Source organism: Leucobacter albus, assembly GCF_039528015.1.
Lineage (GTDB): Bacteria > Actinomycetota > Actinomycetes > Actinomycetales > Microbacteriaceae > Leucobacter > Leucobacter albus.
In genome coordinates this window covers 604,732-631,684 of sequence record NZ_BAAAKZ010000003.1, presented here as the reverse complement: position 1 = coordinate 631,684, position 26,953 = coordinate 604,732, and the positions used below count along the sequence as shown (strand labels likewise).

Sequence of the window (26,953 nt, the reverse complement as noted above, 5' to 3'; positions counted from 1 at the left end):
TATCTGATTCGGCGAGCGCCACGCTCGAAGACACTGCAACGCCGCGAAAGGCCTGGGCCGCGCGAGCACTCAGCATTGCCAACGCAGACGGGAGATAATGGGGGCATGACCGCACAGACTACGGCAGTACGCTTTCGCGAGCGGCTGCTCCCAGGGCCCGCATTCTTCGGCGCCTGGTTACTCCTGATTCCCGCAACAGCCCTCATCATGATGCCGATCGAGAAGAGCCTGGCCATTCCGGTGGCGGTCGGCCTGTACATCGTCGTCGCGCTCATCTTCGTGGCGCTCAGCCCGGTAATTGAGGTGCGCGACCGCACGCTGACCGCTGGCAGAGCCCGCATTTCTGTCGACTTGATTGGCGAGGTCGAACCCCTCGGATCCGACGCGCTCCGGCACGCGATTGGCCCCGGAGCTGACGCCAGAAACTTCATGGTCGTGCGCGGTTGGATCCATCGCGGGCTCAAACTCGAGATCACCGATGCCGAGGATCCAACCCCGTACTGGATTGTGACGAGCCGCAAACCCGTGGCGCTAGCTGAGGCGCTTCAGGCAGCGGCGAAGTGACCTACGCGTCGCACTCCACGCAGATCGGGCCGAGATCCGTTTCGCGCGAGCGCTGCGAACGGTGACGCACCAGGAAGCAGCTCACGCACGTGAACTCGTCTGCCTGCTGCGGCAGCACGACGACGTCGAGTTCGACATCAGACAGGTCTGAGCCGCCGAGATCGAAACTCGGGTTGTCAGCGTCCTCCGAGTCGAGCGAGGAGCTTCCCTTCGACGGGCCCCGCTCTTTCAGGGCTTCAATCGACTCGGCAGTTTCGTCGTCGTTCTTCCGAGGGGCATCGTAATCGGTTGCCATAATTCTCCTGCATTTCGTTGCGGCTGGCTTTGGGAGCGGCCATAGTCTGCCCGATAGATCGTTCGAACGCAAACCAAAATTGCTCTGAGCGTATTCCGGAGCCCCGGTTCGGCCCACTCGCCCGCGTCAATACCGGCTTCACACGCCAAGCTATGGCACGCTTGAGCGAATACCGAAGGGATCTTGCAATGGATGAACTGCGCGTACTGCGGCGCGAGGACGGTTCCCTCGTGCTCGCGAACGAGCTGGGCGAGGAGTTTCGCCTCGTGATCGATGAGGAGGTCGCCCAAGAGGTGCGACTTGCCACGCGACGTTCGCCGAGCACCAACCGGGTTCGACCGCGCGAGATCCAGGCCCTCTTGCGGGCCGGAAAGACGCGCGCAGAAGTCGCCGCGCAGACCGGCCTCGACGAGGCCGATGTGCTGCGGTTCGAGGAGCCCGTTCGCGCCGAGCAGCGCTACATGCTCGACCTCGCACACGCGGTGAGCGTGCGCACCGAGCCCGGCTACCCGGGCGACACACAGTCGGCGAACGACGACGAGCAGCGCTTCGGTCAGGTCATCTCCGAGCGCCTGATCGGCCTCGGCAACACGGTCAATATTTGGCGCTCCTGGCGAGACGAAGAGGCGGGGTGGCTCATCGGCCTCGAGTTTGACTCCCGCGACGGCGATCACGACGCTGTGTGGAGCTTCGACCACAAGAAGCGCGTGCTCAGCCCGCTCACGCCAGACGCAACGAACCTCTCAAAGCTCGGCGACGTCGGTGATCGGCTCATTCCGAAGCTGCGCGCCGTCGACGCAGAGTCACCGGCGCGCAGCGAGCCAGAACCGTTCGATCCCGACGCACTGCTCGCGCCAACCGCCGAGGTGCAGCCGCTGACACCCGAGCAGGCCCCCGCGGGTGCCGGCGACGATCTGCTGCTGAACCCCGACGCCGAATACGAACGCCGGCGCGACATCGACCACCTCGCTGTCAACACGCCAGACGAGGGCGAAACTGACCTCAGCCAAACCGCTGACCTGCTCGACGCACTGCGCCGCCGCCGTGGCGAGCGCTCGCTCGCGGCCGAGGCGCTCGGCGGCGAGGCACCAGAGCCAGGCGAGGGCGGTGCTGAGCACAGCAGTGGCGGATCCGAGGGCGACGACGCGACCGAGCTGCTGCACGACCTCGTCGACCCTGGCCCGCGCACTCAGCCGGTCAAGCGCTCCGGCGCTGCCGCGAATATCTGGGGCACAGCCGGCGTGTCGGGGGCGAACCCCGCTGCGGGGGGTGCACCGCTCGAATCACCCGCCCCTGCGGATGCCGCAGAGCGCGCGACTGACGGCAGCGCTGGCGCGGAAGCGTCATCACAGCGCCCCGAGGCCGCCCGCGGCGCAGCAGCGCGCGGCTCGCGGTTGCGGGCAGTGCTCGGCGACCTGGGGGCAGGTGGCGCGCAGCCGTCAGAGGAGGCTGGCGGAGGGCAGTCGGGTCAAGATGCCCATACGACCCAGGCACAGGACACGCCGAAGCGCCCGGAAACGAAGCGCGAAGCAAAGCGTGGTCGCTCCTCGATTCCGAGCTGGGACGACATCCTGTTTGGCACGCGCAGCGACGACGACCCGGCCTAGCTCGCGGTCGCAGCTGCGGCCACGAGCTCCACTGCCTTCGCAAAGCCCGTGCCCGCCAGCGCGCCGCCGAGCAGCAGCGGAATTCCCCGCTCCTCGTCTGTCCATGAGCCGTGCTGCCCCACGAGTTCGAAGGAGCTCTGCTCATCGCTCGTCGCGTAGTAGGCACACTGGGAGCGCGCGGCGAGCAGCACGTCTCCGACCCGCTCCCGCACGCCCGGGCTCACCCGCGTGCCGAAGAGCCCAGCCGCGAAGACTTCGTCTCGGGTTGCGACCCAGGCGCGCCTCCCTTCCAGTGCGCGCAGCCGTTCGGCGAAAGCCCTCGGATCCGCCTCGGGCGTGAGATAGAAGCTGCGAAAGCGCGGTTCGCCCCCGAACGCGCGCACCTCGGCAAACTCGGGCGCCCCGAGATCGAACACGATGTGCTGGTGCGCGGCGACGTCGACCATGCCGTGGTCAGCGGTCACCACGAGACCCGTTTCGCTCGGCAGCCCCGTCATGAAATCAGCGAGCGCCAAATCGAGCTGTTCGAGCCGAGACGACCAGGCCTCGCTCTGCCAACCGTGCTGGTGCCCGGCGCGATCGAGCTCGTCGACGTAGAGGTACGCGAGGGTCGGTTCGCCTCCCGCGAGGTCGCGCCGCGCCGCGGCGAAGCGCTCAGCGATTCGGTCGCCGCCGGAGTAGTCTGCCCCGCGGAGAATTGCCCGCGTGAGGCCGCTCTCGGCGTGCGCGGGCCTGCCGTACGCGCGGGCGCGCAGCCCGAGCGCCTCGGCGTGCTCGAACAGCGGCGCGGCCCGCTGCCACTCCCGCGTGTCGCTGATGCCCTCCCAGTCTCGCAGGGGCGAAAGCAGGCCGAGCTCAGGGTGCATGATGCGATAGCCGATGAGCCCGTGCTCCGCAGGCAGGCGCCCCGTCGTGAGTGTCGTCAGCGCCGCGGCGGTTGTCGAGGGGGTGACCGTCGTGATGCGCCGCTGCTGCAGCGACGAGACGGTCGGCGCGTGCCCGGCGCGTGCCTTCAGGTTCGCGCTGCCCAGGCCGTCGACAACGACCACGACGAGGGAGTGCAGCGCTGGAATGAGTGGGAGAGCCGCTGCCACTTCGTTTGGCCCGGCTGGCAACCCGGGAGCCAGCCCGGCTGCAGCGATGAGCGCGTCGTGCGCGGCCTGTGGTGAGCGGGCGTTTCCCAGCGCGAGCGCGGCGATGCCAGTCGGCAAAATCGCGGCAAGCCTCCCGCCGTTGTCGGTGGCAGTCGGTAGCATGATTCCATTATGGCCGACGTAACCGACATGGATACCTCCGGAGCAGCCCACGAGGCAGCCGGGGAACGCATCGAAGACATCGACATCTCGCACGAGATGGAGGGTTCGTTTCTTGAGTATGCGTATTCAGTGATCTATTCGCGCGCACTGCCCGACGCCCGCGACGGGCTGAAGCCGGTGCAGCGCCGCATTCTCTACATGATGACCGACATGGGCCTGCGCCCCGACCGCGGTCACGTGAAGTCGGCGCGCGTCGTTGGCGAGGTCATGGGCAAGCTACACCCGCACGGCGACTCGTCGATTTACGACGCCCTCGTGCGGCTCTCGCAAGATTTCGCGATGCGACTCCCCCTCGTCGACGGGCACGGCAACTTCGGTTCGCTCGACGACGGGCCCGCCGCTTCGCGGTACACCGAAGCGCGGTTGGCCGGTGCGGCTCTCGCCATGACCGAGTCGCTCGACGAAGACGTCGTTGACTTCATTCCCAACTACGACAACCAGTTGCTGCAGCCCGAGGTCTTGCCATCTGCGGTTCCAAACCTGCTCGTCAACGGCGCAAGCGGCATCGCTGTCGGCATGGCAACGAACCTCGCCCCGCACAACCTCATCGAGGTCGTCGAGGGCGCCAAGCACCTCCTATTTCACCCGAACGCCACGGTCGAAGAGCTCATGGAGTTCATTCCCGGCCCAGACCTGCCCGGCGGCGGCACGATCGTGGGGCTCGACGGCATCACCGACGCCTACCGCACTGGGCGCGGCGCATTCCGCACGCGCGCACGGGTCGCAGTGGAACAGCTCGGGCCGCGGCGCACCGGCCTCGTGATCACCGAGTTGCCCTACCTCGTGGGGCCCGAGCGCGTCATCGACAAGATCAAACAGGGCGTCGAAGCCAAGAAGATCACTGGCATCACCGATGTCGTCGACCTCACCGACCGCAAGAACGGGCTGAAGCTCGTCGTTACCCTAAAGACGGGCTTCTCGCCCGAGGCCGTGCTCGAGCTGCTCTACCGCTACACCCCGCTTGAAGACTCCTTCAGCATCAACTCCGTTGCGCTCGTCGACGGGCAGCCGCAGACGCTCAGTCTGCGAGAGATGCTCGCCGTCTTCTTGAAGCACCGTGTCGCCGTCGTGACTCGCCGCAGCGAGTTCAGGCTGCGCAAACGGCGCGAGCGACTGCACCTCGTCGAGGGCCTGCTCATCGCGATCCTCGACATCGACGAGGTCATTCAGGTGGTGCGCACGAGCGACGACGCCGACGAGGCGCGAACGCGACTGCAGCAGGTGTTCGATCTCTCTGAGCTGCAGGCCGAGTACATTCTCGAGCTGCGGCTGCGCAGGCTCACGAAGTTCTCGCGCGTCGAGCTCGAGGGCGAACGCGATGCGCTACAGGCAGAGATCGCTGCGCTCCTCGAGATTCTTGGCAGCAAAGAAAAGCTGCGCGGCGTCGTTGCGAGCGAGCTCGACGAAGCCGCAACCGCCTACGGCACCCCGCGCCGCACCATTCTTACCGGCGCCGTTGCGCGGCCCTCCCGGGCTGCCGTCTCCCCCGACGCGATGCAGGTCGCAGACACGCCCTGCACGCTCATGCTCTCGGCAACCGGGCGCGCGCTGCGCATCGACCGAGACCCCGAGGCTCCAGACGCACCCCGCGCCGCCCCGCGGGCGACCAAGCACGGCGCGGTTGTCGCCCGCGTCGAGACGAGCGTGCGTGCAGAGCTCGGAGCGTTGCTGTCTGACGGCACGCTGCACCGTTTCACCCCGGTCGACCTGCCGCTCGTGCCTGCCGCATCAATCGCGTTTTCCGCGGGCGTCAAGCTCGCCGAGTACATCGGCCTCACCGACAAGAAGCTGAAGATCGTCGGCGTCGTTCCGCTTGACACCGAAACCCCGATCGGTCTGTTCACCGCGCAGGGCATTGTCAAGCGCGTCGTGCTCACCGATCTGCCCGCCCGCCCGTCGTTCGAGGTTATTTCGCTGAAGGCGGGCGACTCCCTCGTCGCGGCGTTTGAGGCACAAGACGACACCGAGATTGCCGCTGTTTCGAGCGACGCGCAGCTGCTGCGGTTCTCGGCCGCGCTCGTGCGGCCGCAGGGCCGGCCAGCCGGCGGCATGGCCGGTATGAAGCTCGGCAGCGATGCCCGCATTATCTTTGCCGGCGCGGTCTCAGCTGGGGCCGAGGCCCGGGTCGCCACGGTCGCTGAGGGCTCCGACGAAAATGCGCTGCTCGCGCAGAGCGTGAGCTCGGCCAAGGTCTCTGACTGGGCTGACTTCCCCGCGAAGGGCCGCGCGACCGGCGGTGTTCGTGCCCAGCGCTTCCTCAAGGGCGAGAGCCAGCTGGTGGCGGCCTGGGTTGGCACGGGCGAGCCCCGCGCGCTCGGTGGCGACGGCGCCGCACGGAAGCTCCCTGACGAACTCGGCAAGCGAGACGGCTCGGGCGCACTGCTCGAACAGCCGATCGCGTATATCGGGGAGGCGCCCTAGCCGCTGAGGGTGGTACCGGCGGGCCAGGCGAGGCTCGGCTCGGCTTTGCTGGGCTCGGCTTTGCTGGGCTCGGCTTTGCTGGGCTCGGCTTTGCTGGGCTCGGCGCGGCCGGCCCAGGGTCTACCCTCCGAGGGCTCGGATAACCTGGGCGGCAGCCGCAGCGCCCGCGTGCTCTGCGAGCTCGCGGGCTGTGGCGCCTGAACTGTGTTTCGTCGCGGGGTCGGCTCCGGCTCTGAGGGCGATTGCAACGGCGTCGGGGTCGCCCGACTCTGCGGCGGCGAGCAGGGCTGCAGCAGGGTCTGCTGGGAGCGGCGTGCTCGTGAGCGTTCGCAGCACTGCCGCCGACCCCGCGAATCCGCGCTGCTCGGCCATTTGCAACGGGGTGAGCCACTGCACCGTCGACGGCGTGTCGAAGGCGGCTCCGCCGGCTACGAGCACGCGAAGTGTCGCGTGGTAGGTCGGGTCGTCGCGCCCGAGCCACACCGCCTCATGGATCGCTTGAAAGCCCAGGTTGTTGACGTGATCGACCGAGACTCCCGCGCGAAGGAGCGCCCCCGACACGTCCCAGTGGCCGCGCTCGGCCGCGCGAATCAGGCCGGTTCCGTGCCAGCTATCGAGCGCGTTGACGTCGGCCCCGTGGTCGAGGGTGAGCTGCAACAGCTCCGTTCTACCCTCGCTGGTCGCGATGAGGTAGGCCGACTGAACCGTCTCGTCTGTCGCGTTGACGTCTGCGCCCCAGGCGATGAGCTGCTCGGCACCCGCAACGTCGTTCGCCCACGCGGCGTCGCGCAGTCGCCGATCGAGTTCGGCCTGGTCAATGTCGGGCTTCGCCGCTGTCGCCGGGTCTGGCCGTGCGGGGTCGGTCACCGTTGATTCAGGGGCTGAGGGGTCGAGGCCTGGCGCTGACGTGCGGGGCGAGCCACCGGGCTCGCTGCGCCCGGGCTGCGCACTCGGGCCTCCCGGCTCGGGCGCGCAACCGGAGAGCCCGATCGCTAGCGCAGCGATGCACGCCGTCGTTGTCAACGCGGTTCTGGTTCGCCTCATGCTTGTGCTCCTCGAATGCTGCTGGTGTGTGCGTGACGCCCGTGCTGTGCCCGCTTAGGCCCCAACTTGCCGGATTGCCCCGCCCGGCTTGGGGTAGCCCGCCTGGCTTGGGGTAGCCCGCCTGGCTTGGGGTAGCCCGCCTGGCTTGGGGTAGCCCGCCCGGCTTGGGGTAGCCGACCCGGCTTGGGGTACCCGACCCGTTTCGAGGCCGGTTCGGCCCTTGACTCTCGGGTGGCTGCGTCTCTTGCAGCTGAAACCTATCAGCATGAGCCTCAGGCATGCTGCGAGGCAGGGGCAGCGGGGCTCGGGGCTCCCGGCTCCGGGCTCGCGGCTCCGGGCTCGCGGCTCCGGGCTCGCGGCTCCGGGCTCGCGGCTCCGGGCTCCCGGCCCGGGGGTCAGGGGTTGGGGCCCGTCTGAAGGCACGATCGTGCGCCGCCACTAGGGCGCCGTTCTGCAGAAGATAGGCGATCGACCTCACCAGGGTCGCGCGCGCCGGTATTTGCCCTGTGACGTGCAGATCTCGCCCGCGGCTGCAGCGCGCAAACCTGTCGAACTGGCTGCCCGCGCGCCTCAGTATCTGCGCTCGATATGCGATCTGCACTCACAGGGCTCCCCCGGGCGGTGCACGACCTACGCACCGCAGTTTTGCCCCTCGGGCGCAGCGGGCGCACCAGGCGCAGCGGGCGCACCAGGCGCAGCGGGCGCACCAGGCGCAGCGGGCGCAGCGGGCGCAGCAGACCCCGCGGGCGCAGCGGGCGCATCGGGCGCAGCAGCCCGAGCGGCTCGAGCCCCGCTACAGGCCGATGAGCGTGACACCCGCGACAACGATCACCGCGGCCGTGAGCCGCAGCGCAGGGTTGCTCTCGCGGTAGCGAATCACGCCATACAAGCCGACGAGCACAACGCTCGTCTCGCGCATGGGTGCCACGAGCGAGAGCGGTGCGATCGTGGCAGCGGTGAGCACGAGAATGTATGACAGCGGTGACATTACGCCGAAGGCAAGGAGGCTGCGCCAGTTCGTGCGAAGCTCGCCCCGCAGCCGCCGCGCCGGCGACCCGCCACGCAGCCCATCTGCCCCGAGCATGCCGCCGAAGATCACCGCCTCGGCGGCGCTAGTGCCGACCATAAAGGCCACCGGCGCGAGCCCGAGCGAGTTCACCATCGATACATCCCACACCGTGTAGGTGGCGATCGCAACACCGGTCAGTAGGCCGAAGACGATCGACGGATCCCAGCGCCGCCGGGCCTCACCGCCCGAGCGCACTGCGGGCCTGCCGCGTCGGCCGATGAGCCCGAACGCGGTCACCCCCACCACCACGAGGGCGACGCCTGCGAGCGAGAGCGGTGTGGGCCGCTCCCCCAGCAACAGAATCGAAACGATCACGGTGAGCACCGGGCCGCTGCCTCTGGCCGTGGCATACACGGTGCTGAGATCGCCGGCGCGGTAGCCGCGCTGCAGCACGAGCATGTACAGCACGTGCAACAGCCCCGACACGACCACCGCGAGCACGAACAGCCCGAGACCCGCATCGCCGAAGCCCCCTGTGAACGGAATCGCGATCGCCCAGACAGCAACGCTGACCACGGCTCCCCAAAAGAGAAATGGGATGCCGGATCGGCTCGACTTTGCCGCGAGGATGTTCCAAGCGGCGTGAGCGACGGCGGCCGCGAGTACGAGGCCGAGTGCGGTTGCTGACACGTGAACTCCGGTTAGGCGTCGATGCGCTCTCGATCAAGGTCATCGGCGTTTTCGATGATGAACTCCTTGCGAGGCGCAACATCGTTGCCCATGAGCAGCTCGAACATCTGCGCAGCGGCGTGCGCATCCTCGAGGCGCACGCGCCTAAGCGTGCGATGTTCACGATCCATCGTCGTCTCGGCCAGCTGATCGGCATCCATCTCGCCGAGGCCCTTGTACCGCTGAATAGGCTCCTGGTACTTCTTACCGCGACGGCGCAGATCGCTGAGCAGAGTCTGCAGCTCTTTCTCGCTGTAGGTGTAGATCACGTCGTTGGGCTTGCGCCCCGAGTTTTGCACGATCACGCGGTGCAGCGGCGGCACCGCGGCGTAGACGCGCCCTGCCTCGAGCATCGGCCGCATGTACCTGAAAAACAGCGTCAGCAGCAGCGTGCGAATATGCGCCCCGTCAACGTCGGCGTCACTCATCAGAATGACCTTGCCGTAGCGGGCAGACTCCAGGTCGAAGTCGCGACCAGAGCCGGCGCCAATCACCTTGATGATCGCGCCGCACTCCGCGTTCGAGAGCATCTCGGCGAGCGACGCCTTCTGCACGTTCAGAATCTTGCCTCGAATCGGCAACAGGGCCTGGTACTCGCTGTCGCGCGCTGGCTTCGCGGTGCCGAGCGCGCTGTCGCCCTCGACGATAAACAGCTCCGAGTTCGCAACGTCTTTCGAACGGCAATCGATGAGCTTCGACGGGAGAGAGGAGCTCTCGAGTGAGCTCTTGCGCCTCGCGGTGTCGCGCTGCGTGCGCATCGCGATGCGAGACTTCATCTCGGAAACCATCTTCTCGAGCAGCGTGCTTGTCTGCGCCCGGTCGTGTTTCTTCGTCGACTCGTAGCGCTCGGTGAGCGCCTTCGTCACCGACTTCGAAACGATCTGGCGCACCGCCGCCGTGCCCAGCACCTCTTTCGTCTGACCCTCGAACTGGGGCTCGGGCACCCGCACAGTCACGACCGCGGTGAGCCCGGTGAGAATATCGTCTTTGTCGGGCTTGTCTGAGCCGGCCTTCAGCTTTCGCGCGTTGGTCTCGATCTGTTTGCGGAAGAACTTCGTGAGGCCCTGCTCAAAGCCCGCAAGGTGGGTACCGCCCTTCGGCGTAGCGATGATGTTTACGAAGCTCTGGATCTCGGTGTCGTACCCCGTGCCCCAGCGCAGGGCTACATCGACCTCGCACTCCCGTTCAACCTCACGCGAGACAAGGTGCCCCGTTGCCTCGTCCATCACCGGGACGGTCTCGGTGAACTTCCCTGAGTCAGTGACACGCCAGGTGTCGGTGACCGGGGAGTCGACGGCGAGGAAGTTCACAAACTCCGCGATACCCCCGTCATAGCTGAAACGGTGAATCTGTGGCGCCCCTGCCTCATCGAGAGACTCGGGTCGCTGGTCTTCGATCTCAATCGCGAGACCGGTGACGAGGAACGCCGTCTGACGCGCCCGGGCGACGAGCGCATCGACCTCGAACCGGGCAGTGGCGAGAAAGATCTGCGGGTCGGCCCAGTAGCGAACGCGGGTGCCTGTCACCCCCTTCTTCACTTTGCCGATCGCCTGAATACCGGTCGCGCGATCGAACGGTGTGAACTCGCTGTCTGGCCCGTCACCGGAGAACACGCCGGGCTCACCGTGGCGAAATGACATCGCCCAGGTCTTGCCGTCGCGATCGACCTCGACGTCGAGCCGCGACGACAGCGCGTTGACGACCGAGGCGCCGACGCCGTGGAGGCCTCCCGAAGACGCGTAGCCGCCGCCGCCGAACTTACCTCCGGCGTGAAGCTTCGTGAACACCAGCTCCACGCCACTCAACCCGCTGCGGGGCTCGATATCTACGGGAACACCGCGGCCATCGTCTGCGACCGTCACGCTCCCGTCGGCGTGGAGCGTGATGCGAATACTGCCGCCGTAGCCCGCGAGCGCTTCATCGACCGAGTTGTCGATAATTTCCCACAGACAGTGCATGAGCCCACGCGAGTCGGTGGTGCCAATGTACATGCCCGGGCGCTTGCGCACGGCTTCGAGACCCTCGAGTACGGTGAGGTGCCTGGCGGAGTAACTGGATTCGGCCACGTGAAAGAACCTGCTTTCTTGGAGACTCCACCACCTTAGGGCACACCGCCGACACGGAGGGTGAGCGCGCCCGGCGATTGGCGACGGAGCGAACGAAAAACGCGCCACGGTACGCGGTCAGCGAAACGGGGCGGCGTAACAGCGCATCTCGGGCCAAGGGGTGATTGGATAGTGGTAATTGAACTACCGGGAGGTGGCCATGAGCACACTCGAACACACCGCTGAAGCGGATGTCACTGCAGCGGACCGTCCGCTCAGTGGCTTGGATCGCTGCGATAGCTGCGGCGCACAGGCATACGTGCGCGCAGTGCTGAACGGCAGCGAGCTCCTGTTCTGCGCGCATCACGCAACCAAGCACGAGGCAAAGCTTCGCCCGCTTGCAGAGGCGTGGCACGACGAGAGCCACAAGCTCAACGCATAGCCAGCACACGGTATGTAGAGCGGGCCCCGGGAGTGATCCCGGGGCCCGCTTGTTGCGTTGCGCGAGCCAGACGAACACGACAGCGCGCCAGGCGAACACGACAGCGGGGCGCGGAGGAAAACCTCCGCGCCCCGCTGTCGCACAACCGATCGAGCCCTAGTCGAGGTAGTCGCGCAGCTGCTGGCTGCGCGAGGGGTGGCGCAGCTTCGCCATGGTCTTCGACTCGATCTGGCGAATCCGCTCGCGGGTCACTCCGAAGGTGTCACCGATCTGGTCGAGGGTCTTCGGCATGCCGTCACCGAGGCCAAACCGCATCTTGATGACCCCGGCCTCACGCTCCGACAGAGAGTCGAGCAGCTGCTCGAGCTGCTGCTGCAGCATGGTGAAGCCGACAGCGTCGGCCGGAACGATCGCCTCGGTGTCCTCGATAAGGTCACCGAACTCGCTGTCGCCGTCTTCGCCGAGTGGCGTGTGCAGCGAGATCGGCTCGCGGCCGTACTTCTGCACCTCGATGACCTTCTCTGTGGTCATGTCGAGCTCGCGGCTCAGCTCTTCGGGCGTGGGTTCGCGCCCGAGATCCTGCAGCATCTGGCGCTGCACGCGCGCAAGCTTATTAATGACCTCGACCATGTGCACAGGAATGCGAATCGTGCGCGCCTGGTCAGCCATCGCACGGGTGATCGCCTGGCGAATCCACCACGTCGCGTATGTCGAGAACTTGAAGCCCTTGGTGTAGTCAAACTTCTCGACGGCGCGAATCAGGCCGAGGTTGCCCTCCTGAATGAGGTCGAGGAATTGCATGCCGCGCCCGGTGTAGCGCTTAGCGAGAGACACCACAAGGCGCAGGTTCGCGCCGAGCAGGTGGCTCTTCGCACGCTGGCCGTCACGCGCCACCCATTTCAGCTCGCGCTCGAGCTTCTTCGGCAGGCCCTTCTCGGTGCCGAGCTTCTCTTCAGCGAAAAGCCCAGCCTCGATGCGCATCGCAAGCTCAACTTCTTCGGCGGCGTTGAGCAGCGCGACCTTACCGATCTGCTTCAGGTAATCCTTCACGGGGTCGGCGGTCGCACCGGGGATGGCCGTCGTCACCGTCGGCACATCTTCTTCGTCGCCGGCCTTGAGCACGATGGCGCCCGTAGGCAGGGGCTCGCGGTGCTCGACGACGGGCTGATCTTCGTCAGGCTGCTCGTCACCCTCTGGGGTGTCTACGTCTTCCGCCGAATCGAGAACCTCGTCCTCGACCTTCTTGGCACGTGTGGTCTTCTTGGCCGGCGCTTTCTTCGCCGGAGCCTTGGCGGCTGCGGCGGTCTTCTTCGCCGGAGCCTTCTTCGCGGGAGTTTTGGCCGCGTTGGGCTCTTCGCCCTCGGCTGCTTCCGCCGCGCGAGTCGTGGTCGTTGTCGCTGCTGCCACGCAACTTCCTCTCAGATCTCTCGGTGCGCGTCCGAAAAACTGCGCACACCATGAAAACCCATGTCAAGCCCGCAGTATTCCCGCGACGATTGAAATGGGTTCGTAGGGACTATTATTGCATGCCCGAGCCGTCGCTCGGTTCAGGCCCCTGGTTACGCTCGGCAAGAAAGCGCTCGAGCTCGCTGGCGAGCTGATCGGCGGTCGGCATAGCGCCGTCTTCGCCGAGCAGGGAAACGCGCTCACCCTGGGCCTCGACGTACTTATCAAACCTGCGTTCGAGGTTGACGAGCATCTCGCGAGATTCTTCATTCTCCGAGATTTGCCGGTCGACCTGCGCCCTGAACTCGCGTGCACGCTCACGCGGCTCGTCAGTCGCAAACAGCAAACCGGTTGCGGCCATGATGTTGTCGAGTGCGGCGCTCAAAAGCTCCGGGTACTCGTTGTTTGCGAGATAGTGCGGCACCATGTGCGCGAATCCGACGACCTCCTCGCCGACGCCGTGGAGTCGGTACTCGAGCAGGTGCACGATACTCGCAGGCAGCCTTGTCGTCGGTTTCCACGCTGAGCGCTCGATGAGGTCTTCGCGCGTGCCGCTCACCGTACCAACGATGGGTCGCGTATGGGGCACCGGCATGGGGATGGCCTGCACCCAGGTGGTAACTGCAACCTCAAACTCATGCACGAGCAGCAGCACCGCGTCTACGAACGCCTCCCACTTGAAGTCGGGCTCGAACCCAGAGAGCAGCAGAAATGGTGCGCCGAGGTCATCTTGCGCCAGGCTCAGGGTGAGCTCCTCAGGGCTGTAATCGGTGAAGTGGTCTTCATCGAATGTGATGAGCGGCCGACGGGAGCGATAGTCGAGCAGCTGGTCGGTGTCGAAGCGAACAATTTCTTCGGGTTTGCACCGCTCCCAGAGGTACTGTTCGAGCTGCGACACGGCGTTACCGGCGTCGCTCGAGCCAGAGAGCGCGACGACGAGCGGAAGGCCCTTGGCGACACTCGCACGGCGTTCCGCGTACACGGCTGAGAAGAGAGAATCGGTCACAATTTCATTGTACGAAATTCCCTGAGGATCGGGCCGAAATGCGCGACTAGCGAACACCGAAGGTAACGCTCCGGGAGATTCCCAGAAGTAGTAGGCTAAACGATGCGCACCGCAAACCTGCGCGGATCAAGGCGTACGCAGACATATAACCGAGGGAGACCCCACTTGGCCGAGCACCAGTTTGACATCGTAGTTCTTGGTGGCGGGAGCGCCGGATACGCGACCGCAGTCCGAGCGACACAACTCGGAATGACCGCAGCGATCATCGAGAAAGACAAGCTCGGTGGTACTTGCTTGCACCGTGGGTGCGTGCCAACGAAGGCGCTGCTCCACTCAGCCGAGGTTGCCGACGTCGCCCGCGAAGGCGCGACCTACGGCATCAACTCCAGCGTTGAATCGATCGACATCACCGCCGTGAACGGCTTCCGCGAGAAGCTCGTGGCGAGCAAGTTCAAGGGCCTGCAGGGCCTGATTAAGGCGAACGGCATCACCGTCTTCGCCGGCGAGGGCCGCCTGGCCGCGGCAAACACCGTGCAGGTCGGCGACGACACCGTCGTCGGCAAGAACGTCGTGCTGGCCTCGGGCTCGTACTCGCGCTCCCTTCCCGGCCTCGAGATCGGTGGCCGCGTCATCACGAGCGAGCACGCCCTTGAGCTCCAGGAGATCCCGGCCAAGGTCATCGTGCTCGGCGGCGGCGTGATCGGCGTTGAGTTCGCGAGCGTTTGGCGCTCGTTTGGCGCCGAGGTCACCATCGTAGAGGGCCTTCCCCACCTCGTTCCCAACGAGGAGGAGTCGGTCTCGAAGCAGCTCGAGCGCGCATTCCGCAAGCGCGGCATCGACTACAAGCTCGGCGTTCGCTTCCAGGGCGTCACGCAAGATGCCTCGAGCGTCACGGTCACCCTCGAGGACGGCACTGAGCTGTCTGCCGACTACCTGCTCGTCGCTGTGGGCCGCGGCCCCGCGACCCAGGGGCTCGGTTACGAAGAGGCCGGCATCGAGATGGATCGCGGTTTCGTGCTCACCAACGAGCGCCTCGCAACGAACGTTGCTGGCGTCTACGCTGTCGGCGACATCGTTCCGGGTCTGCAGCTCGCGCATCGCGGCTACCAGCAGGGCATCTTCGTCGCCGAGGAAATTGCGGGCCTCAACCCCGTGGTCGTCGCAGACGTCAACATTCCGAAGGTCACCTACTGCGACCCCGAGATCGCATCGGTCGGCCTCACCGAGGCCAAGGCAGCCGAGAAGTACGGCGCAGAGAACATCACCGCGTACGAGTACAACCTCGCTGGCAACGCCAAGAGCTCGATTCTTGGCACCGCTGGCACGGTGAAGGCGGTTCGCCTGAACGATGGCCCCGTGCTTGGCGTGCACATGATCGGCGCTCGCGTTGGCGAGCTCGTCGGCGAGGCCCAGCTCATTGTGAACTGGGAGGCCTACCCAGAAGATGTAGCGCCGTTCATTCACGGTCACCCGACGCAGAACGAGACCATCGGCGAGGCCATGCTCAAGCTCGCCGGCAAGCCGCTGCACGCCATCTGAGCCGGCGTCACAAGCTAACTACGTAGAGAATTCTAGAAGGAGAATCACGATGAGTGAATCGGTAGTCCTCCCCGCGCTGGGCGAGAGCGTCACCGAGGGGACGGTGACCCGCTGGCTGAAGCAGGTGGGCGAGACCGTGGCGGTCGACGAGCCGCTACTCGAGGTCTCGACCGACAAGGTAGACACCGAGGTGCCGTCACCGATCGCCGGTGTCGTCGAGCAGATCCTTGTGCAGGAAGACGAGACCGCCGAGGTCGGTGCGGTGCTCGCGATTATTGGCGATGGCAGCGGATCCGCGGCGGCTCCCGCAGCACCGGCTGCAGCACCCGCTGAGCCCGAGGCTGTACCCGCAGCCGAGCCCCAGCCCGCTGCCGAGCCCGAGGCTGCACCCGCAGCCGCTGCTCCGGCGGCAGCCGCTCCAGCGGCGGGCGGCGACAGCCAGGACATCGTGCTGCCATCGCTCGGCGAGTCCATCACCGAGGGTACGGTGACGCGCTGGCTCAAGCAGATCGGCGAGACCGTCGAGGTTGATGAGCCACTGCTCGAGGTATCGACTGACAAGGTCGACACCGAGGTTCCCTCCCCCGTCGCTGGCGTGCTGCAGGAGATGCTCGTTGGCGAGGACGAGACCGTCGAGGTTGGCGGCGTACTCGCGCGCATCGGCAGTGGCGCGGCGCCCGCCGCCGAGGCACCGGCCGCCGCAGCACCGGCTGCACCCGCAGCACCAGCTGCACCGGCTGCACCGGCCGCACCCGCCACCCCTGCGCAGCAGGCTCCCGCTGCACCCGCAGCCCCAGCGCAGCCCGCACCCGCTGCCCCCGCTCAGCCGGCCCCGGCAGCCCCTGCAGCCCCTGCCGGCGAGGCTGGCGGATACGTCACCCCGATCGTGCGCAAGCTTGCGAACGAGCGCGGCGTCGATCTCGCCACCGTCACCGGCACCGGTGTTGGCGGCCGCATCCGCAAGGAAGACGTGCTCGCTGCTGCGACAGCAGCGCCGGCGGCTCCCGCGGCAGCCGCGACCCCGGCGAAGGCCGAGCGCGTTGTTTCCGAGCTGCGCGGCACCACCCAGAAGATGAGCCGCCTGCGCAAGGTCGTCTCGGAGCGCGCCGTCGCCTCGATGCAGCAGACCGCACAGCTCACCACCTTCGTGAAGGTTGACGTGACTCGGGTCGCGCAGTTCCGCCAGGCGAAGAAGGATGAGTTCTTCGCGAAGACGGGCTCGAAACTCTCGTTCCTCCCGTTCTTCGCGGTCGCCGCAGCCGAGGCGCTGCAGTCGTTCCCGATCATCAACGCGACGGTTGAGGGCGATTCGATCGTCTACCCGGCCACCGAGAACATCAGCATCGCGGTCGACACCGATCGCGGCCTGCTCGCGCCCGTGCTGCGCGATGCCGGCGCGAAGAACATCGCGCAGATCTCGGCCGAGGTCGCAGACCTCGCTGCCCGCACCCGAGACAACAAGCTCACCCCCGATGAGCTTGGCGGCGGCACCTTCACGCTGACGAACACGGGCTCGCGCGGCGCGCTGTTCGACACGCCGCTCGTGTTCCTGCCGCAGTCTGCCATTCTCGGCACGGGAGTGGTCTTCAAGGAGGCCGGCGTCGTCTCGACTCCCGAGGGCGATTCGATTGGCATCCGCTCGGCGGTGTACCTGGCGATCTCGTACGATCACCGCATCATCGACGGCGCCGACGCGGCCCGCTTCCTCGGGCAGATCAAGCAGCGCCTCGAGGAGGGCGACTTCTCGGCAGATCTGGGCATTTAGCCCATCACGGGCGCTCACCATGTGACGCTCGCGTATCGCCTGCGGGTCTGCGGCCACTTGGCCGCAGACCCGCTTTGCGTATCACCGAGAGCGGGGTGATGCGCCCACGAAGCGAATGCTCCACTGCTTCCCGTGCGAGCTCGGCAGCCCACGCGTCTGCGCGAACCACGCGCGGCGCTGCCTCGCGGAAGCCGTCGTGCACATACGCCGCGACCCCCGGGGAGAGCGCCCACGCCTCACCGACGCGCGCGAGCTCACTCAGAGCGATGCCGAAACCGTAACACCCCTCATCGTGGCCACCGCGGGCGTGCTCGACGGCGAACGCGCGCTGTCGGTGCCGCAGCCTGCCCGCTGCCGGGGGCTCCTCAACGACCGCGAACTCCAGTGACGCCGCGTTCGTGCGCGCGTAGTGGCCGGCAGCCGGCAACACAATGCGAAGCCGGCGCGCGAGGTCAGTGCCGAGGCACAGCCCCCTGGCGCGCACCGCGAACCCGAGTTCACTGACCCGGAGCATCGCGCCCGCGAGCTCGCCTGCTCCCAGAGCATAGCGCCGCGGGCGCGCGCCCTGCAGAGGTGTGTTGCCGGTTGAGCCGCTGACATGTTTCATCCTCTCAGGATCCGGCTCGCGACGGCGTGGCACCCCGGCGCCGAGGCAAATGTGCCGCGCGGGCCACGGCCCCCGCGCGGGGTGGGCCTGTGGAGGGCGATTGGAGGCGCCGAGCACCGCGCTCCGCTTCCCGCGAACGCGGCCGAGTGTGTCACTCGGGGCGGCAAGACGCGGTACGATGGGGGTATGGCAGAGGCGAAGCAGAAGTCACCGGGTCGAATCAAGCAGATGGTGCAGGTGTACAAGAACACCCGCACCCATGATCGTTTGCTCACCCCGCTCATGCTGCTTTCGTTCCTCGGCCCGATCATCGTCGCGATATTGCTCGCGTGGCTGCTCCCCGGCAACTGGTTCAGCTGGATCCTCTGGCCGCTCACCGGCATTCTCGCCGGCCTGCTCATTGCTATGATCGTGCTCGGCCGCCGCGCCGAGGCCGTCGCCTACAGCCAGATTGAGGGGCGCCCCGGCGCCGTGGGCGCCATCGTGCAGAGCGCGCTCAAGCGCAGCTGGCGCGGTTCAGAGGTGCCCGTTGCGATGACGCGCCAGCAAGACGCCGTGTACCGGGTCATCGGGCGCGGCGGCGTGGTGCTCATCTCTGAGGGGTCGCGACAGCGCACCCAGCGCATCGCGCTTGACGAGGAGCGCAAGCTCAAGCGCGCCATCTCCAACGTTCCGATCACTCACCTCTACGTCGGCCCCGACGAGGGCGCCGTCGCGCTCCCCCAGCTCTCGAAAGAGCTGCAGAAGCTCAAGCGCGAGCTCAACCGTAACGAGATCGCTGCGGTGTACAACCGCCTCTCGTCGCTGCAGGCGAGCCCCGTTGGCATTCCCAAGGGCATCGACCCCAACCGTGTTCGCGCCCAGCGACCGCGCTAGACGCCTGCCCCATGACGCAAAAGTTTGGTGACCTCGCCCCGAGTCTGTACCCGGGAGAGCGCCTCGGCCTGCCCGAAGAGGGCCCGCGGTCGGTCGCGCGCGTCGGCAGGCGCCTGCTCGCCATCTGCATCGACTGGGCGCTCGCGTGGCTCCCGGCCTACCTTCTCATCGGCGGCCCGCACGCGATGTGGTGGCACTCGCTCTCGTTCTGCGTGCTGCAGATTATCTTTATTCCGACGATTGGCGGCTCGCTTGGCCACCGCATCGTCGGCCTCCACGTCGTGCCCATCGCCGGCGGCTGGGTCGGCGTCTGGCGCCCCATCGTACGCAGCGTGCTCGTCACCCTGGTTATCCCCGCTCTCGTCTGGGATTCCGATCAGCGCGGGTTCCATGACAAGATCGCCGGGACGGTGCTTATTCGCGCCTAGCGCGTCGCCGCCATGCTTCGAACACGCTCCGTCACCGCCGACACGTGTGTTTGCTGCGCCGCAACACGTAACACGCCTGAAACAGTGCTTCCATGCCCCCGAAATGCTGGAAGCATAGGCTAGACCTACGAAGCGGCAGCCAGCCGCACCGAAAAGTGAGGATCCCGATGTTCAAGAGTCCCCAGGAAGTCATCGACTACATCCGCGAAACCGACGTCAAGTTTCTCGACATTCGGTTCACCGATCTCCCCGGCGTGCAGCAGCACTTCAACATTCCGGCGTCGACGGTTGATCTCGAGTTCTTCGAGGTCGGGCAGATGTTCGATGCGTCCTCGATTCGCGGGTTCGCCACGATCGCCGAATCAGACATGCAGCTCATCCCCGACGTGACGACCGCCTATATCGATCAGTTCCGCGCGGAGCGCACGCTCATCATGGTGTTCGACATCTACAACCCCCGCACGGGCGAGATCTATTCGAAAGATCCGCGCCAGGTTGCGAAGAAGGCCGAGCGCTTTCTCGCCTCGACGGGCATCGCTGACACGGCGTTTTTCGCCCCTGAGGCCGAGTTCTACATTCTCGACTCGGTGCGCTACGAAACCACGCCGCGCCGCACGTTCTACGAGATCGACTCCGAAGAGGCCCACTGGAACTCGGCGACGGAGTACGAGGGCGGCAACCTCGGCAACACGACGCCACTCAAGGGCGGCTACTTCCCCGTCTCCCCGGTCGACAAGCAAGCAGACCTGCGCGACGACATCTCGCTGCGCCTCATCGAGGCCGGCCTGCACCTCGAGCGCGCCCACCACGAGGTCGGCGCCCCTGGCCAGGCCGAGATCAACTACCGCTTCGACACGATGGTCGCCGCCGCCGACGACGTGCTGAAGTTCAAGTACATCGTGAAGAACACCGCCGAGCTCTGGGGCAAGACGGCGACCTTTATGCCGAAGCCCGTCTTCGGCGACAACGGCTCCGGCATGCACACCCACATGTCGCTCTGGCAGGGCGGCGAGCCGCTGTTCTACGACGAGAACGGCTACGCCGGGTTGTCTGACACGGCACGCTGGTTCATCGGCGGCATTCTCAAGCACGCTCCGTCGCTGCTCGCGTTCACGAACCCGACGATCAACAGCTACCGCCGTCTCGTCAAGGGCTACGAGGCACCGGTGAATCTCGCGTACTCGGCGGGCAACCGCTCCGCGGCGATTCGCATTCCGCTCACCGGCTCGAACCCGAAGGCCAAGCGCATCGAGTTTCGCGCCCCAGACGCTTCGGGCAACCCCTACCTCGCGTTCGCAGCGCAGCTGATGGCGGGCATCGACGGCATCCGCAACCGAATCGAGCCCGGTGAACCGATCGATAAAGATCTGTACGAGCTGCCGCCCGAGGAGGCCGCGAGCATTGCGCAGGTGCCCGGTTCGCTCGCGGAGGCCCTGAGCGCGCTTGAGGCAGACCACGCCTACCTGCTTGAGGGCGGAGTGTTCACCGAGGAGCTGATTCAGACGTGGATCTCGCTGAAGCACGACACCGAGATCATGCCGATGGCGATTCGCCCTCACCCGTTCGAGTTCGAGCTCTACTACGGCGTGTAGCTCCCGAAGGGTGACACCCCGCTGAGCGAACCCCAGCGCAGTGGGGGTGTCACCCGGGGAGCGCACGAGAGGGGCCCCGACCTTGCTGTTGCCTGGTCGGGGCCCCTCTCGTGTATGGTCGCGGCTACTTGCGCTTGCCGATTCCCAAATCGCGCGCCGTGCTCTTATCTCCCGTGAATGAGTTCCGAAGCGCGAGCGAGCGAACGATGCCGTCGGCAATCTGCCTCGCGCGGTCTGCCGCGGTCGGGCCCTCAACTGGGGCTTCTTCGGTTTTCTGGAATCCGACTCGGATCTCCTCATCCAAACCATCAAGAACTGACTGCTGAATGTGGGCCGGGAGACGGGTAAAGCTTTCGCTGGACATAGATTCAATAGTAGAGCACTCGAGCGGCGTTGCCGTGCTCGCGCGCGGGTCGGCCTAAGAGTCGATGTCGTCTTCGAAGTCGAGATCTTCTCCTGTGAAGATCGCTTCGAGTACCAATGCAAGATAATTCATGCTGTCAGGCTACGCCGCCCGTGGGGCAAAAACTAGACCCTATAACGAAATGGTCACGAAGAATTCACCTTCGGCCAACGGGCTACGCCTGCACCTCTGGGAACAGCGCATCCTCCCGGTAACCGAAGAACTCGCGCTCGAAAACCGCGCGAGCACGCCTGCTCACGCTGTGCCAGCGCTCGATAAGATCGCTCGTGCGGTCGCGCGGCTCCCCGAGCACCCCGGCAATGCCAGCCAGGTCGCGCCAGTCCCGCGGCAGCGCGTCAGTAGCGCGCCCGTTCCAGAGCCGCAGGGCCGAACGCAGTGTGCTTGCGAGCCGCCAGGCCTCCTCGAGCGTCTCGGCGTCTTCCGCGGCGATCAGGCCGAGCTGCGCGGCTGCCTCGAGAGCGGCGAGCGTCGACACGGTGCGCAGCTGCGGGTGCTCAGCAGCGTGCTGCAGCTGCAGCAACTGAATCAGCCATTCTACGTCGCTGATGCCGCCCGGCCCGAGCTTGAGGTGCATGCTGGGGTCTTGACCCTGGGGCAGCCGCTCGTTCTCGACGCGCGCTTTGATGCGCCGCACCTCGCGCAACTGTGACTCGCCGAACTCCGCCGGAAACCGGATGGGGTCGGCCATGGCGAAGAACTCCTCGCTAAGCGCGGTGTCACCCGCCGCGTGGCGCGCGCGCAGCAGCGCCTGCGCCTCCCACGTCACCGACCACCGCTCGTAGTAGCTGCGGTACGATTCAAGGCTCCGCACGAGCGGCCCGTTTTTACCCTCCGGGCGCAGGTCAAAGTCGAGGTCTACCGGAAATCGCGGATCCGACACGAGCGAGCGAAGCTCGGTGACCATCCGCACCGCCGGCGACACCGCCGCGGAGGCGGCCGCTCCCCCGCGCGTCACCGCAATGAGATCGATGTCGGAGGCGAAGCCGAGCTCTCCGCCGCCGAACCGCCCCATTCCAATAAGCGCGAGCTCGGGCGGCTCCGCCTCTCCGGCGTGGTGGGAGCGAATCGCGATGAGCATCGCGTCGAGCATCGCCGTGTGCGCTCCGTCGAGGCCGCGGGCGACGTCGGTGTCGTCGAGCACACCGACGACGCGCCCCATCGCGAGCCGCAGAATCTCCCTCCGGTGCACGCCGCGCAGCCGCTCGGCGGCAGATTCGAGCGAGCTGCGCCGCGAACCGAGCGATCGCATCTCGCTGAGTAGCGCCTTCGGGTCGCGGGGCGCGAGATCGTCGTCGCGCTCGAGCCAGGCGACCCCCTCGGGGTGGCTCTCGAGCAACCCGGCAGCGAACCTCGAGTTCGCGAGCAGCTTCGTGAGCCGCTCGGCGGCAAGCGAGCCGTCGCGCAGCAGCCTGAGATACCACGACGAGTTTCGGTTGGCCTCGCTGACCTTTCTAAACGCGAGCAGCCCGAAATCAGGGTCGGTTCCCTCCGCGAGCCACTGCAGCAGCACCGGGCTGAGGTTGCGCTGAATCTTCGCGCTGCGCGACGACCCGCTCGTGAGCGCCGCCAGGTGCCGCGTGGCGCCCTCGGGGTCGACGAAGCCGATGCTCGCCAGCCTCGCCTTCGCGGCCTCCGTGCCGAGCACGAACTCTTCGTCTGGCAGCGCAGCGACCGCGCTCAGGAGCGGCGCGTAGAAGATCTTCAGGTGCAGCTCGCGCACCTCCCGGCGCACCGTGTCCCACAGCGTGGTGAGCTCGGCGGCGTTTCTGGCGAGGCCCGAGGCTCTGGCAAGCACGCGCAGCCCCTCCTCGTCGCGGGGCATGAGGGCCGTTCGACGCAGCTCGCGCAGCTGCATGCGGTGCTCGAGCACCCGCAGGGTGCGGTAGTGCTCGCCGAGCCGTTCACCGTCTGTCCTCGCGATGTACCCGTCTTCGACGAGGGCGCGCAGCGCTGGCAGCGTGCCCCGCAGCTGCAGGTGTTCATCGTGCTGGCCGTGCACGAGCTGCAACAACTGCACGCTGAACTCGATATCTCGCAGCCCGCCGGGGCCCAGCTTGATTTGGTACGGCACGTCGTCTTGCGCGATGTGCTCCGTGACGCGCTCGCGCATGCGTTGCACCGACCCGACGAAGTCTTCTCGGTTCGACGACGCCCAGACCAGCGGCCGGGTCGCCGCGACGAACTCCTCCCCGAGTTGCAGGTCGCCCGCGCTCGCCCGCGCTTTGATCAGGGCCTGAAACTCCCAGGCCTTCGCCCAGCGCTCGTAGTAGTGCAGCATGGACCCCAGCGTGCGCACGAGGGGCCCCTGGCGGCCCTCCGGGCGCAGGTTCGCGTCGACCTGCCAGAGCGGCAGCTCGAGCGACGGGTCGTGGATCGCTCGCATGACCTCGCGCGCGAGCGCCGTCGCCGCTCGTTCGTCGCCGTCGGCGATGAACATCACGTCGACGTCAGAAACGACGTTCAGCTCTTCAGCACCGCACTTGCCCATCGCGATCACCGCGAACCGCAGGTCCGCAAGCTTGTCGGGCGCGACGCGCGGGGCGGATCCCTCGGCAAGCAGAGTCGCCCGCCCCACGGCAATTGCGGCCTCCAACGCTGCATCGGCGAGCGCAGACAGGGCCGCGGCGACGGCTTCGAATGCCGGGCGCGCGTCGGGCATTTCCTCGTGCGAACCCGCGCTCACGAGGTCGAACAGCGCCACGCCGGCGAGCAGTTCGCGATACTTCACGCGCAGCGCATTCCACCCGGCCTCACCCGCGAGCGCCTCCCCCCGCGGTGCGACCGCGGCGAGCAGCTCAGCGCGAGCCTCTTCGCCGCTGGGGAGGCGACCGTCGCGCGCGACCAGGCCGGCGATCAGCCCGGGGTGGCGCAGCAGAAACACCCCGAGCGCCGGCGAGGCGCCCAGCAGCAGGCACAGGCGCCGCCAACCGAACGCGTCGAGCAAGACGAGGCGATCAGCATCGGTCTCAGCGAAGCGCAGGAGCAGCATCAGCACAGCGTCGGGGTCGGCGGCAACCGCGAGCCCCTCGAGCAGCGCAGCCGGCTCGCAGTCGCCGAGTCGCTCAGCGAGGGCCCCGATCCCGTCGCGCGCCGCCGTGAGATGCTGGAAACCGGCGCGCGCGTAGGCGCTGAGTTCGCCCCGCCGCCCACCCGGCGCTGTTCCGGTTGCCGCCATCGTCGCGCGCTAGATCGTGTCGAGCATCGAGTTGAGCTCGAAGGGGGTCACCTGGCTGCGGTATTCGTCGACCTCGCGCCTGCTATCGCGAATGAGGTAGGCAAACACCTGCTCGCCAAGCGTTTCGGCGACGAGTTCGGAGCGCTCCATGACCGCGAGCGCGTGCTCGAGGCTCTGCGGGAGCGGGTCGAAGCCCATGGCCCGCCGCTCGCCGTCGCTGAGCGCCCACACGTTGTTCTCTGCCTCGGGTGGTAGCTCGTATTCCTCTTGAATGCCCTTCAGGCCGGCTGCGAGCAAGACCGAGAAACCGAGGTACGGGTTCACTGCGCTGTCCATGCCGCGGTATTCGACCCGCGCCGCTCCGCCCTTGCCTGGCTTGTACATCGGCACGCGCACGAGCGCTGAGCGATTGTTGTGGCCCCAGCTCACGAACGAGGGCGCCTCGTCGCCGCCCCACAGCCGCTTATATGAGTTTACGTACTGGTTCGTGACCGCGGTGAGTTCGGGAGCGTGGCGCAGCACCCCCGCTACGAAGCGGCGAGCGGTCACCGACATGTGGTACTTCGCGCTCGGGTCGTAAAACGCGTTCTCCTCACCCTCGAAGAGCGACACGTGCGTGTGCATACCGGAGCCCGGGTGCCCCGCGAGCGGTTTTGGCATGAACGTCGCGTGCACGCCCTGCGCAATCGCGACCTCTTTCACGACCGAGCGGAACGTCATGATGTTGTCGGCCGTCGCGAGGGCGTCGGCGTACCGCAGGTCGATCTCGTTTTGGCCTGGGCCAGCCTCGTGGTGGCTGAACTCGACCGAGATGCCGAGCTCCTCGAGCATGTTCACGCTCTCCCGGCGGAAATCGTGGGCGGTGCCGCCCGGCACGTTGTCAAAATACCCCGCGCGATCCACCGGAATCGGCCCCTCGGGGCCGAGCTCCTTCGATTTGAGAAGGTAGAACTCGATTTCGGGGTGCGTGTAGAACGAGAAGCCCATATCGGCTGCCTGCGCGAGGGTGCGCTTCAGCACGTTTCGCGGGTCAGAGACGGCTGGCTCACCGTTGGGCGTGCGAATGTCGCAGAACATGCGGCCAGTCGGCTCGCTTTCGCCGCGCCAGGGCAAGATCTGGAAGGTCGACGGATCGGGCACGGCGAGCAGGTCGGACTCGTACGCCCGGGTGAGGCCCTCGATCGCGGAGCCGTCGAAGCCGATGCCCTCGCTGAAGGCTCCCTCAACCTCGGCCGGGGCAAGCGCGACCGATTTCAGCGCTCCAGCGACGTCGGTGAACCACAGTCGCACGAATTTTACTCCGCGCTCCTCGATCGTTCGAAGCACGAAATCTCTCTGCTTGCTCACGCGGCAACTCCTCTCGGGGCGCTGTAATACGCCGGGCCCGGCGCAGGTTTCAGCCTACCGGCTCTGGGTTTGCATCGGCCGCCGGCAGACTGACAGACCTCGCGGCCTAGTATTCTTCTTCGTCATCTTCGTTCCACTGCCTAGCGCGCTCTGCGAGCAGCCCGGGGGCGTGAAGCGCCTCCTCGCGCGTCTTGAACGGGCCGACCCGGTAGACGGCAAGCGACTGCGGCCCCTCCTCGACCTCGCCGGTCTTGGTGTTGAACCAGTAGGTCTCCTCGGGGTCGTTGATTCCCCAGTCTCGTTTGCTCATGGGCTTCCCTTTCCGTCGCTTGGTGACCGGGCGAAGCGTCGCGATCCGGTCTCGGGTGAGCGCGCCAACCTCGCCTTGCTCCTAGACTAGACCCATGCCTTTCGATGATCACGGCAATCTTGTCCCAGGTGTTTTGCCCGCCCAGCGCACAGTTCCGCGCAGCATCGCGCGGCCGCCCTACGTCGGGCTGCAGGAGCCGCCAGCGTACACGGGCGACAACACTTACACCGAGGCCGAGATCGCGAAGATTCGCGCAGCTGGTCGCATTGCCTCGCGCGCGCTCGACGCCGTCGGCGCCGCGGTCGCGCCCGGTGTCACAACCGCCGAGCTTGATCGCATCGGCCACGAGTTCGTCGTCGGCGCCGGCGCTTACCCCTCGACACTCGGGTACCGCGGCTACCCTGCGTCGACCTGCACATCGGTGAACGAGGTGATCTGCCACGGCATACCCGACGACACCGTGCTGCGCGATGGCGATATCGTGAACGTCGATATCACCGCGTACCTCGACGGGTTCCACGGTGACACGAACCGCACCTTCAGGGTCGGCGAGGTCGCTGAAGAGGTTGATCTACTCGTCGAGCGCACCCACGAGGCGATGATGCGCGGCATCAGGGCCGCGAAGCCCGGGCGCGAGGTCAACGTCATCGGGCGTGTGATCGAAACCTACGCGAAGCGATTCGGCTACGGCGTGGTGCGCGATTTCACCGGTCACGGCGTCGGCTCGTCGTTTCACACGGGCCTCATCGTGCCCCATTACGACTCCGCCCCACGCTTCAACGACGTGATCGTGCCTGGCATGGTGTTCACCGTCGAGCCGATGCTCACGCTCGGTACCCACGAGTGGGATATGTGGGCAGACGATTGGACTGTCACGACCCGCGACAAGTCGATCACAGCGCAGTTCGAGCACACGCTCGTGGTGCGCGAGAGCGGGTTCGAGCTGCTCACGCTGTCGGAGTAGCG

General features: G+C 66.7%; 22 protein-coding genes. 10 read left to right on the top strand and 12 right to left on the bottom strand.

The features are described 5' to 3' along the window. The first annotated feature begins 105 nt into the window (after positions 1 to 105). The gene (locus ABD115_RS06525; protein WP_343959411.1) at positions 106 to 564 is read left to right on the top strand and encodes a DUF3093 domain-containing protein; all 459 of its coding nucleotides are present in this window, start codon (positions 106 to 108) and stop codon (positions 562 to 564) included. 1 nt (position 565) lies between these two features. Here the strand turns inward: ABD115_RS06525 and ABD115_RS06520 are convergent, their stop codons facing one another. Beyond that, complete coding sequence (locus ABD115_RS06520) at positions 566 to 859, bottom strand: DUF4193 domain-containing protein (protein ID WP_343959410.1); 294 nt, start codon at positions 857 to 859, stop codon at positions 566 to 568. Positions 860 to 1,047: 188 nt separating this feature from the next. Here ABD115_RS06520 and sepH point away from each other — a divergent pair, with 188 nt between their 5' ends. Then, positions 1,048 to 2,466, top strand: a complete 1,419-nt coding sequence (gene sepH / locus ABD115_RS06515; RefSeq protein ID WP_343959408.1) for a septation protein SepH — start codon at positions 1,048 to 1,050, stop codon at positions 2,464 to 2,466. Here the strand turns inward: sepH and ABD115_RS06510 are convergent. Beyond that, the gene (locus ABD115_RS06510) at positions 2,463 to 3,722 is read right to left on the bottom strand and encodes an alkaline phosphatase family protein (protein WP_343959405.1); all 1,260 of its coding nucleotides are present in this window, start codon (positions 3,720 to 3,722) and stop codon (positions 2,463 to 2,465) included. The two genes, sepH and ABD115_RS06510, sit on opposite strands and share 4 nt — an antisense overlap. Positions 3,723 to 3,731: 9 nt before the next feature. On the opposite strand from ABD115_RS06510, the gene ABD115_RS06505 reads away from it, so the two are divergent. Next, positions 3,732 to 6,203 (top strand): DNA gyrase/topoisomerase IV subunit A, encoded by a 2,472-nt coding sequence (locus ABD115_RS06505; protein ID WP_343959403.1) that lies wholly within the window; start codon positions 3,732 to 3,734, stop codon positions 6,201 to 6,203. A 120-nt stretch (positions 6,204 to 6,323) separates the two neighbouring features. Here ABD115_RS06505 and ABD115_RS06500 read toward each other — a convergent pair whose 3' ends face one another. The 3 genes from ABD115_RS06500 to ABD115_RS06490 form a co-directional block, all read right to left on the bottom strand. Beyond that, the gene (locus ABD115_RS06500; RefSeq protein ID WP_343959401.1) at positions 6,324 to 7,247 is read right to left on the bottom strand and encodes an ankyrin repeat domain-containing protein; all 924 of its coding nucleotides are present in this window, start codon (positions 7,245 to 7,247) and stop codon (positions 6,324 to 6,326) included. Positions 7,248 to 8,040: 793 nt separating this feature from the next. Beyond that, positions 8,041 to 8,946, bottom strand: a complete 906-nt coding sequence (locus ABD115_RS06495; RefSeq protein WP_343959399.1) for an EamA family transporter — start codon at positions 8,944 to 8,946, stop codon at positions 8,041 to 8,043. An 11-nt stretch (positions 8,947 to 8,957) separates the two neighbouring features. After that, positions 8,958 to 11,051: a DNA gyrase/topoisomerase IV subunit B gene (locus ABD115_RS06490; RefSeq protein WP_343959397.1), complete on the bottom strand. Its 2,094-nt coding sequence runs from the start codon at positions 11,049 to 11,051 to the stop codon at positions 8,958 to 8,960. A gap of 199 nt (positions 11,052 to 11,250) precedes the next feature. Between ABD115_RS06490 and ABD115_RS06485 the strand changes: the two genes are divergently transcribed. Further along, positions 11,251 to 11,472 carry a DUF7455 domain-containing protein gene (locus ABD115_RS06485; RefSeq protein WP_343959395.1) on the top strand — a complete coding sequence of 74 codons (222 nt, stop codon included), beginning with the start codon at positions 11,251 to 11,253 and terminating at the stop codon, positions 11,470 to 11,472. A 156-nt stretch (positions 11,473 to 11,628) separates the two neighbouring features. Here ABD115_RS06485 and ABD115_RS06480 read toward each other — a convergent pair whose 3' ends face one another. Both ABD115_RS06480 and ABD115_RS06475 read right to left on the bottom strand, forming a co-directional pair. Further along, complete coding sequence (locus ABD115_RS06480; protein WP_343959393.1) at positions 11,629 to 12,879, bottom strand: RNA polymerase sigma factor; 1,251 nt, start codon at positions 12,877 to 12,879, stop codon at positions 11,629 to 11,631. A gap of 112 nt (positions 12,880 to 12,991) precedes the next feature. Continuing rightward, positions 12,992 to 13,924: a proteasome assembly chaperone family protein gene (locus ABD115_RS06475; RefSeq protein WP_343959391.1), complete on the bottom strand. Its 933-nt coding sequence runs from the start codon at positions 13,922 to 13,924 to the stop codon at positions 12,992 to 12,994. Between the two features lie 165 nt (positions 13,925 to 14,089). Between ABD115_RS06475 and lpdA the strand changes: the two genes are divergently transcribed. Together lpdA and sucB are read left to right on the top strand one after the other, a co-directional pair. Beyond that, the gene (gene lpdA, locus ABD115_RS06470; protein ID WP_343959389.1) at positions 14,090 to 15,463 is read left to right on the top strand and encodes a dihydrolipoyl dehydrogenase; all 1,374 of its coding nucleotides are present in this window, start codon (positions 14,090 to 14,092) and stop codon (positions 15,461 to 15,463) included. 49 nt (positions 15,464 to 15,512) lie between these two features. Continuing rightward, the gene (gene sucB / locus ABD115_RS06465) at positions 15,513 to 17,228 is read left to right on the top strand and encodes a 2-oxoglutarate dehydrogenase, E2 component, dihydrolipoamide succinyltransferase (protein WP_343959387.1); all 1,716 of its coding nucleotides are present in this window, start codon (positions 15,513 to 15,515) and stop codon (positions 17,226 to 17,228) included. A 4-nt stretch (positions 17,229 to 17,232) separates the two neighbouring features. Here sucB and ABD115_RS06460 read toward each other — a convergent pair whose 3' ends face one another. Further along, complete coding sequence (locus ABD115_RS06460; protein WP_343959385.1) at positions 17,233 to 17,835, bottom strand: hypothetical protein; 603 nt, start codon at positions 17,833 to 17,835, stop codon at positions 17,233 to 17,235. Positions 17,836 to 18,021: 186 nt separating this feature from the next. Here ABD115_RS06460 and ABD115_RS06455 point away from each other — a divergent pair, with 186 nt between their 5' ends. The 3 genes from ABD115_RS06455 to glnA (ABD115_RS06445) all read left to right on the top strand — a co-directional run bounded on the left by ABD115_RS06455 (position 18,022) and on the right by glnA (ABD115_RS06445) (position 20,731). Further along, positions 18,022 to 18,711: a DUF4191 domain-containing protein gene (locus ABD115_RS06455; RefSeq protein ID WP_343959383.1), complete on the top strand. Its 690-nt coding sequence runs from the start codon at positions 18,022 to 18,024 to the stop codon at positions 18,709 to 18,711. A gap of 11 nt (positions 18,712 to 18,722) precedes the next feature. Continuing rightward, positions 18,723 to 19,139 carry an RDD family protein gene (locus ABD115_RS06450; protein WP_343959381.1) on the top strand — a complete coding sequence of 139 codons (417 nt, stop codon included), beginning with the start codon at positions 18,723 to 18,725 and terminating at the stop codon, positions 19,137 to 19,139. Between the two features lie 167 nt (positions 19,140 to 19,306). Next, positions 19,307 to 20,731: a type I glutamate--ammonia ligase gene (gene glnA, locus ABD115_RS06445; protein WP_343959378.1), complete on the top strand. Its 1,425-nt coding sequence runs from the start codon at positions 19,307 to 19,309 to the stop codon at positions 20,729 to 20,731. Between the two features lie 124 nt (positions 20,732 to 20,855). Here the strand turns inward: glnA (ABD115_RS06445) and ABD115_RS06440 are convergent, their stop codons facing one another. The 4 genes from ABD115_RS06440 to ABD115_RS06425 form a co-directional block, all read right to left on the bottom strand. After that, a complete protein-coding gene (locus ABD115_RS06440; protein WP_343959376.1) occupies positions 20,856 to 21,095 on the bottom strand; it encodes a hypothetical protein in 240 nt (79 codons plus the stop codon). Positions 21,096 to 21,309: 214 nt separating this feature from the next. Beyond that, positions 21,310 to 24,330, bottom strand: coding sequence for a bifunctional [glutamine synthetase] adenylyltransferase/[glutamine synthetase]-adenylyl-L-tyrosine phosphorylase (locus tag ABD115_RS06435; protein WP_343959373.1), 3,021 nt, complete (start codon positions 24,328 to 24,330; stop codon positions 21,310 to 21,312). Positions 24,331 to 24,339: 9 nt separating this feature from the next. Beyond that, complete coding sequence (gene glnA / locus ABD115_RS06430) at positions 24,340 to 25,677, bottom strand: type I glutamate--ammonia ligase (protein WP_343959371.1); 1,338 nt, start codon at positions 25,675 to 25,677, stop codon at positions 24,340 to 24,342. Positions 25,678 to 25,783: 106 nt separating this feature from the next. Further along, entirely contained in the window at positions 25,784 to 25,987 is a 204-nt protein-coding gene (locus tag ABD115_RS06425) for a methionine aminopeptidase (RefSeq protein WP_343959369.1), read from the bottom strand. 94 nt (positions 25,988 to 26,081) lie between these two features. Between ABD115_RS06425 and map the strand changes: the two genes are divergently transcribed. After that, entirely contained in the window at positions 26,082 to 26,951 is an 870-nt protein-coding gene (gene map / locus ABD115_RS06420) for a type I methionyl aminopeptidase (RefSeq protein ID WP_343959367.1), read from the top strand. The last annotated feature ends 2 nt before the right edge of the window (positions 26,952 to 26,953 follow it).

Bases quoted from the DNA above. Each gene is read 5' to 3' on its own strand.
- ABD115_RS06525 (WP_343959411.1), top strand. From the start codon at position 106: ATGACCGCACAGACTACGGCAGTACGCTTTCGCGAGCGGCTGCTCCCA.
- ABD115_RS06520 (WP_343959410.1), bottom strand. From the start codon at position 859: ATGGCAACCGATTACGATGCCCCTCGGAAGAACGACGACGAAACTGCC.
- sepH (WP_343959408.1), top strand. From the start codon at position 1,048: ATGGATGAACTGCGCGTACTGCGGCGCGAGGACGGTTCCCTCGTGCTC.
- ABD115_RS06510 (WP_343959405.1), bottom strand. From the start codon at position 3,722: ATGCTACCGACTGCCACCGACAACGGCGGGAGGCTTGCCGCGATTTTG.
- ABD115_RS06505 (WP_343959403.1), top strand. From the start codon at position 3,732: ATGGCCGACGTAACCGACATGGATACCTCCGGAGCAGCCCACGAGGCA.
- ABD115_RS06500 (WP_343959401.1), bottom strand. From the start codon at position 7,247: ATGAGGCGAACCAGAACCGCGTTGACAACGACGGCGTGCATCGCTGCG.
- ABD115_RS06485 (WP_343959395.1), top strand. From the start codon at position 11,251: ATGAGCACACTCGAACACACCGCTGAAGCGGATGTCACTGCAGCGGAC.
- sucB (WP_343959387.1), top strand. From the start codon at position 15,513: ATGAGTGAATCGGTAGTCCTCCCCGCGCTGGGCGAGAGCGTCACCGAG.
- ABD115_RS06460 (WP_343959385.1), bottom strand. From the start codon at position 17,835: ATGAAACATGTCAGCGGCTCAACCGGCAACACACCTCTGCAGGGCGCG.
- ABD115_RS06455 (WP_343959383.1), top strand. From the start codon at position 18,022: ATGGCAGAGGCGAAGCAGAAGTCACCGGGTCGAATCAAGCAGATGGTG.
- ABD115_RS06450 (WP_343959381.1), top strand. From the start codon at position 18,723: ATGACGCAAAAGTTTGGTGACCTCGCCCCGAGTCTGTACCCGGGAGAG.
- glnA (WP_343959378.1), top strand. From the start codon at position 19,307: ATGTTCAAGAGTCCCCAGGAAGTCATCGACTACATCCGCGAAACCGAC.
- ABD115_RS06440 (WP_343959376.1), bottom strand. From the start codon at position 21,095: ATGTCCAGCGAAAGCTTTACCCGTCTCCCGGCCCACATTCAGCAGTCA.
- ABD115_RS06435 (WP_343959373.1), bottom strand. From the start codon at position 24,330: ATGGCGGCAACCGGAACAGCGCCGGGTGGGCGGCGGGGCGAACTCAGC.
- ABD115_RS06425 (WP_343959369.1), bottom strand. From the start codon at position 25,987: ATGAGCAAACGAGACTGGGGAATCAACGACCCCGAGGAGACCTACTGG.
- map (WP_343959367.1), top strand. From the start codon at position 26,082: ATGCCTTTCGATGATCACGGCAATCTTGTCCCAGGTGTTTTGCCCGCC.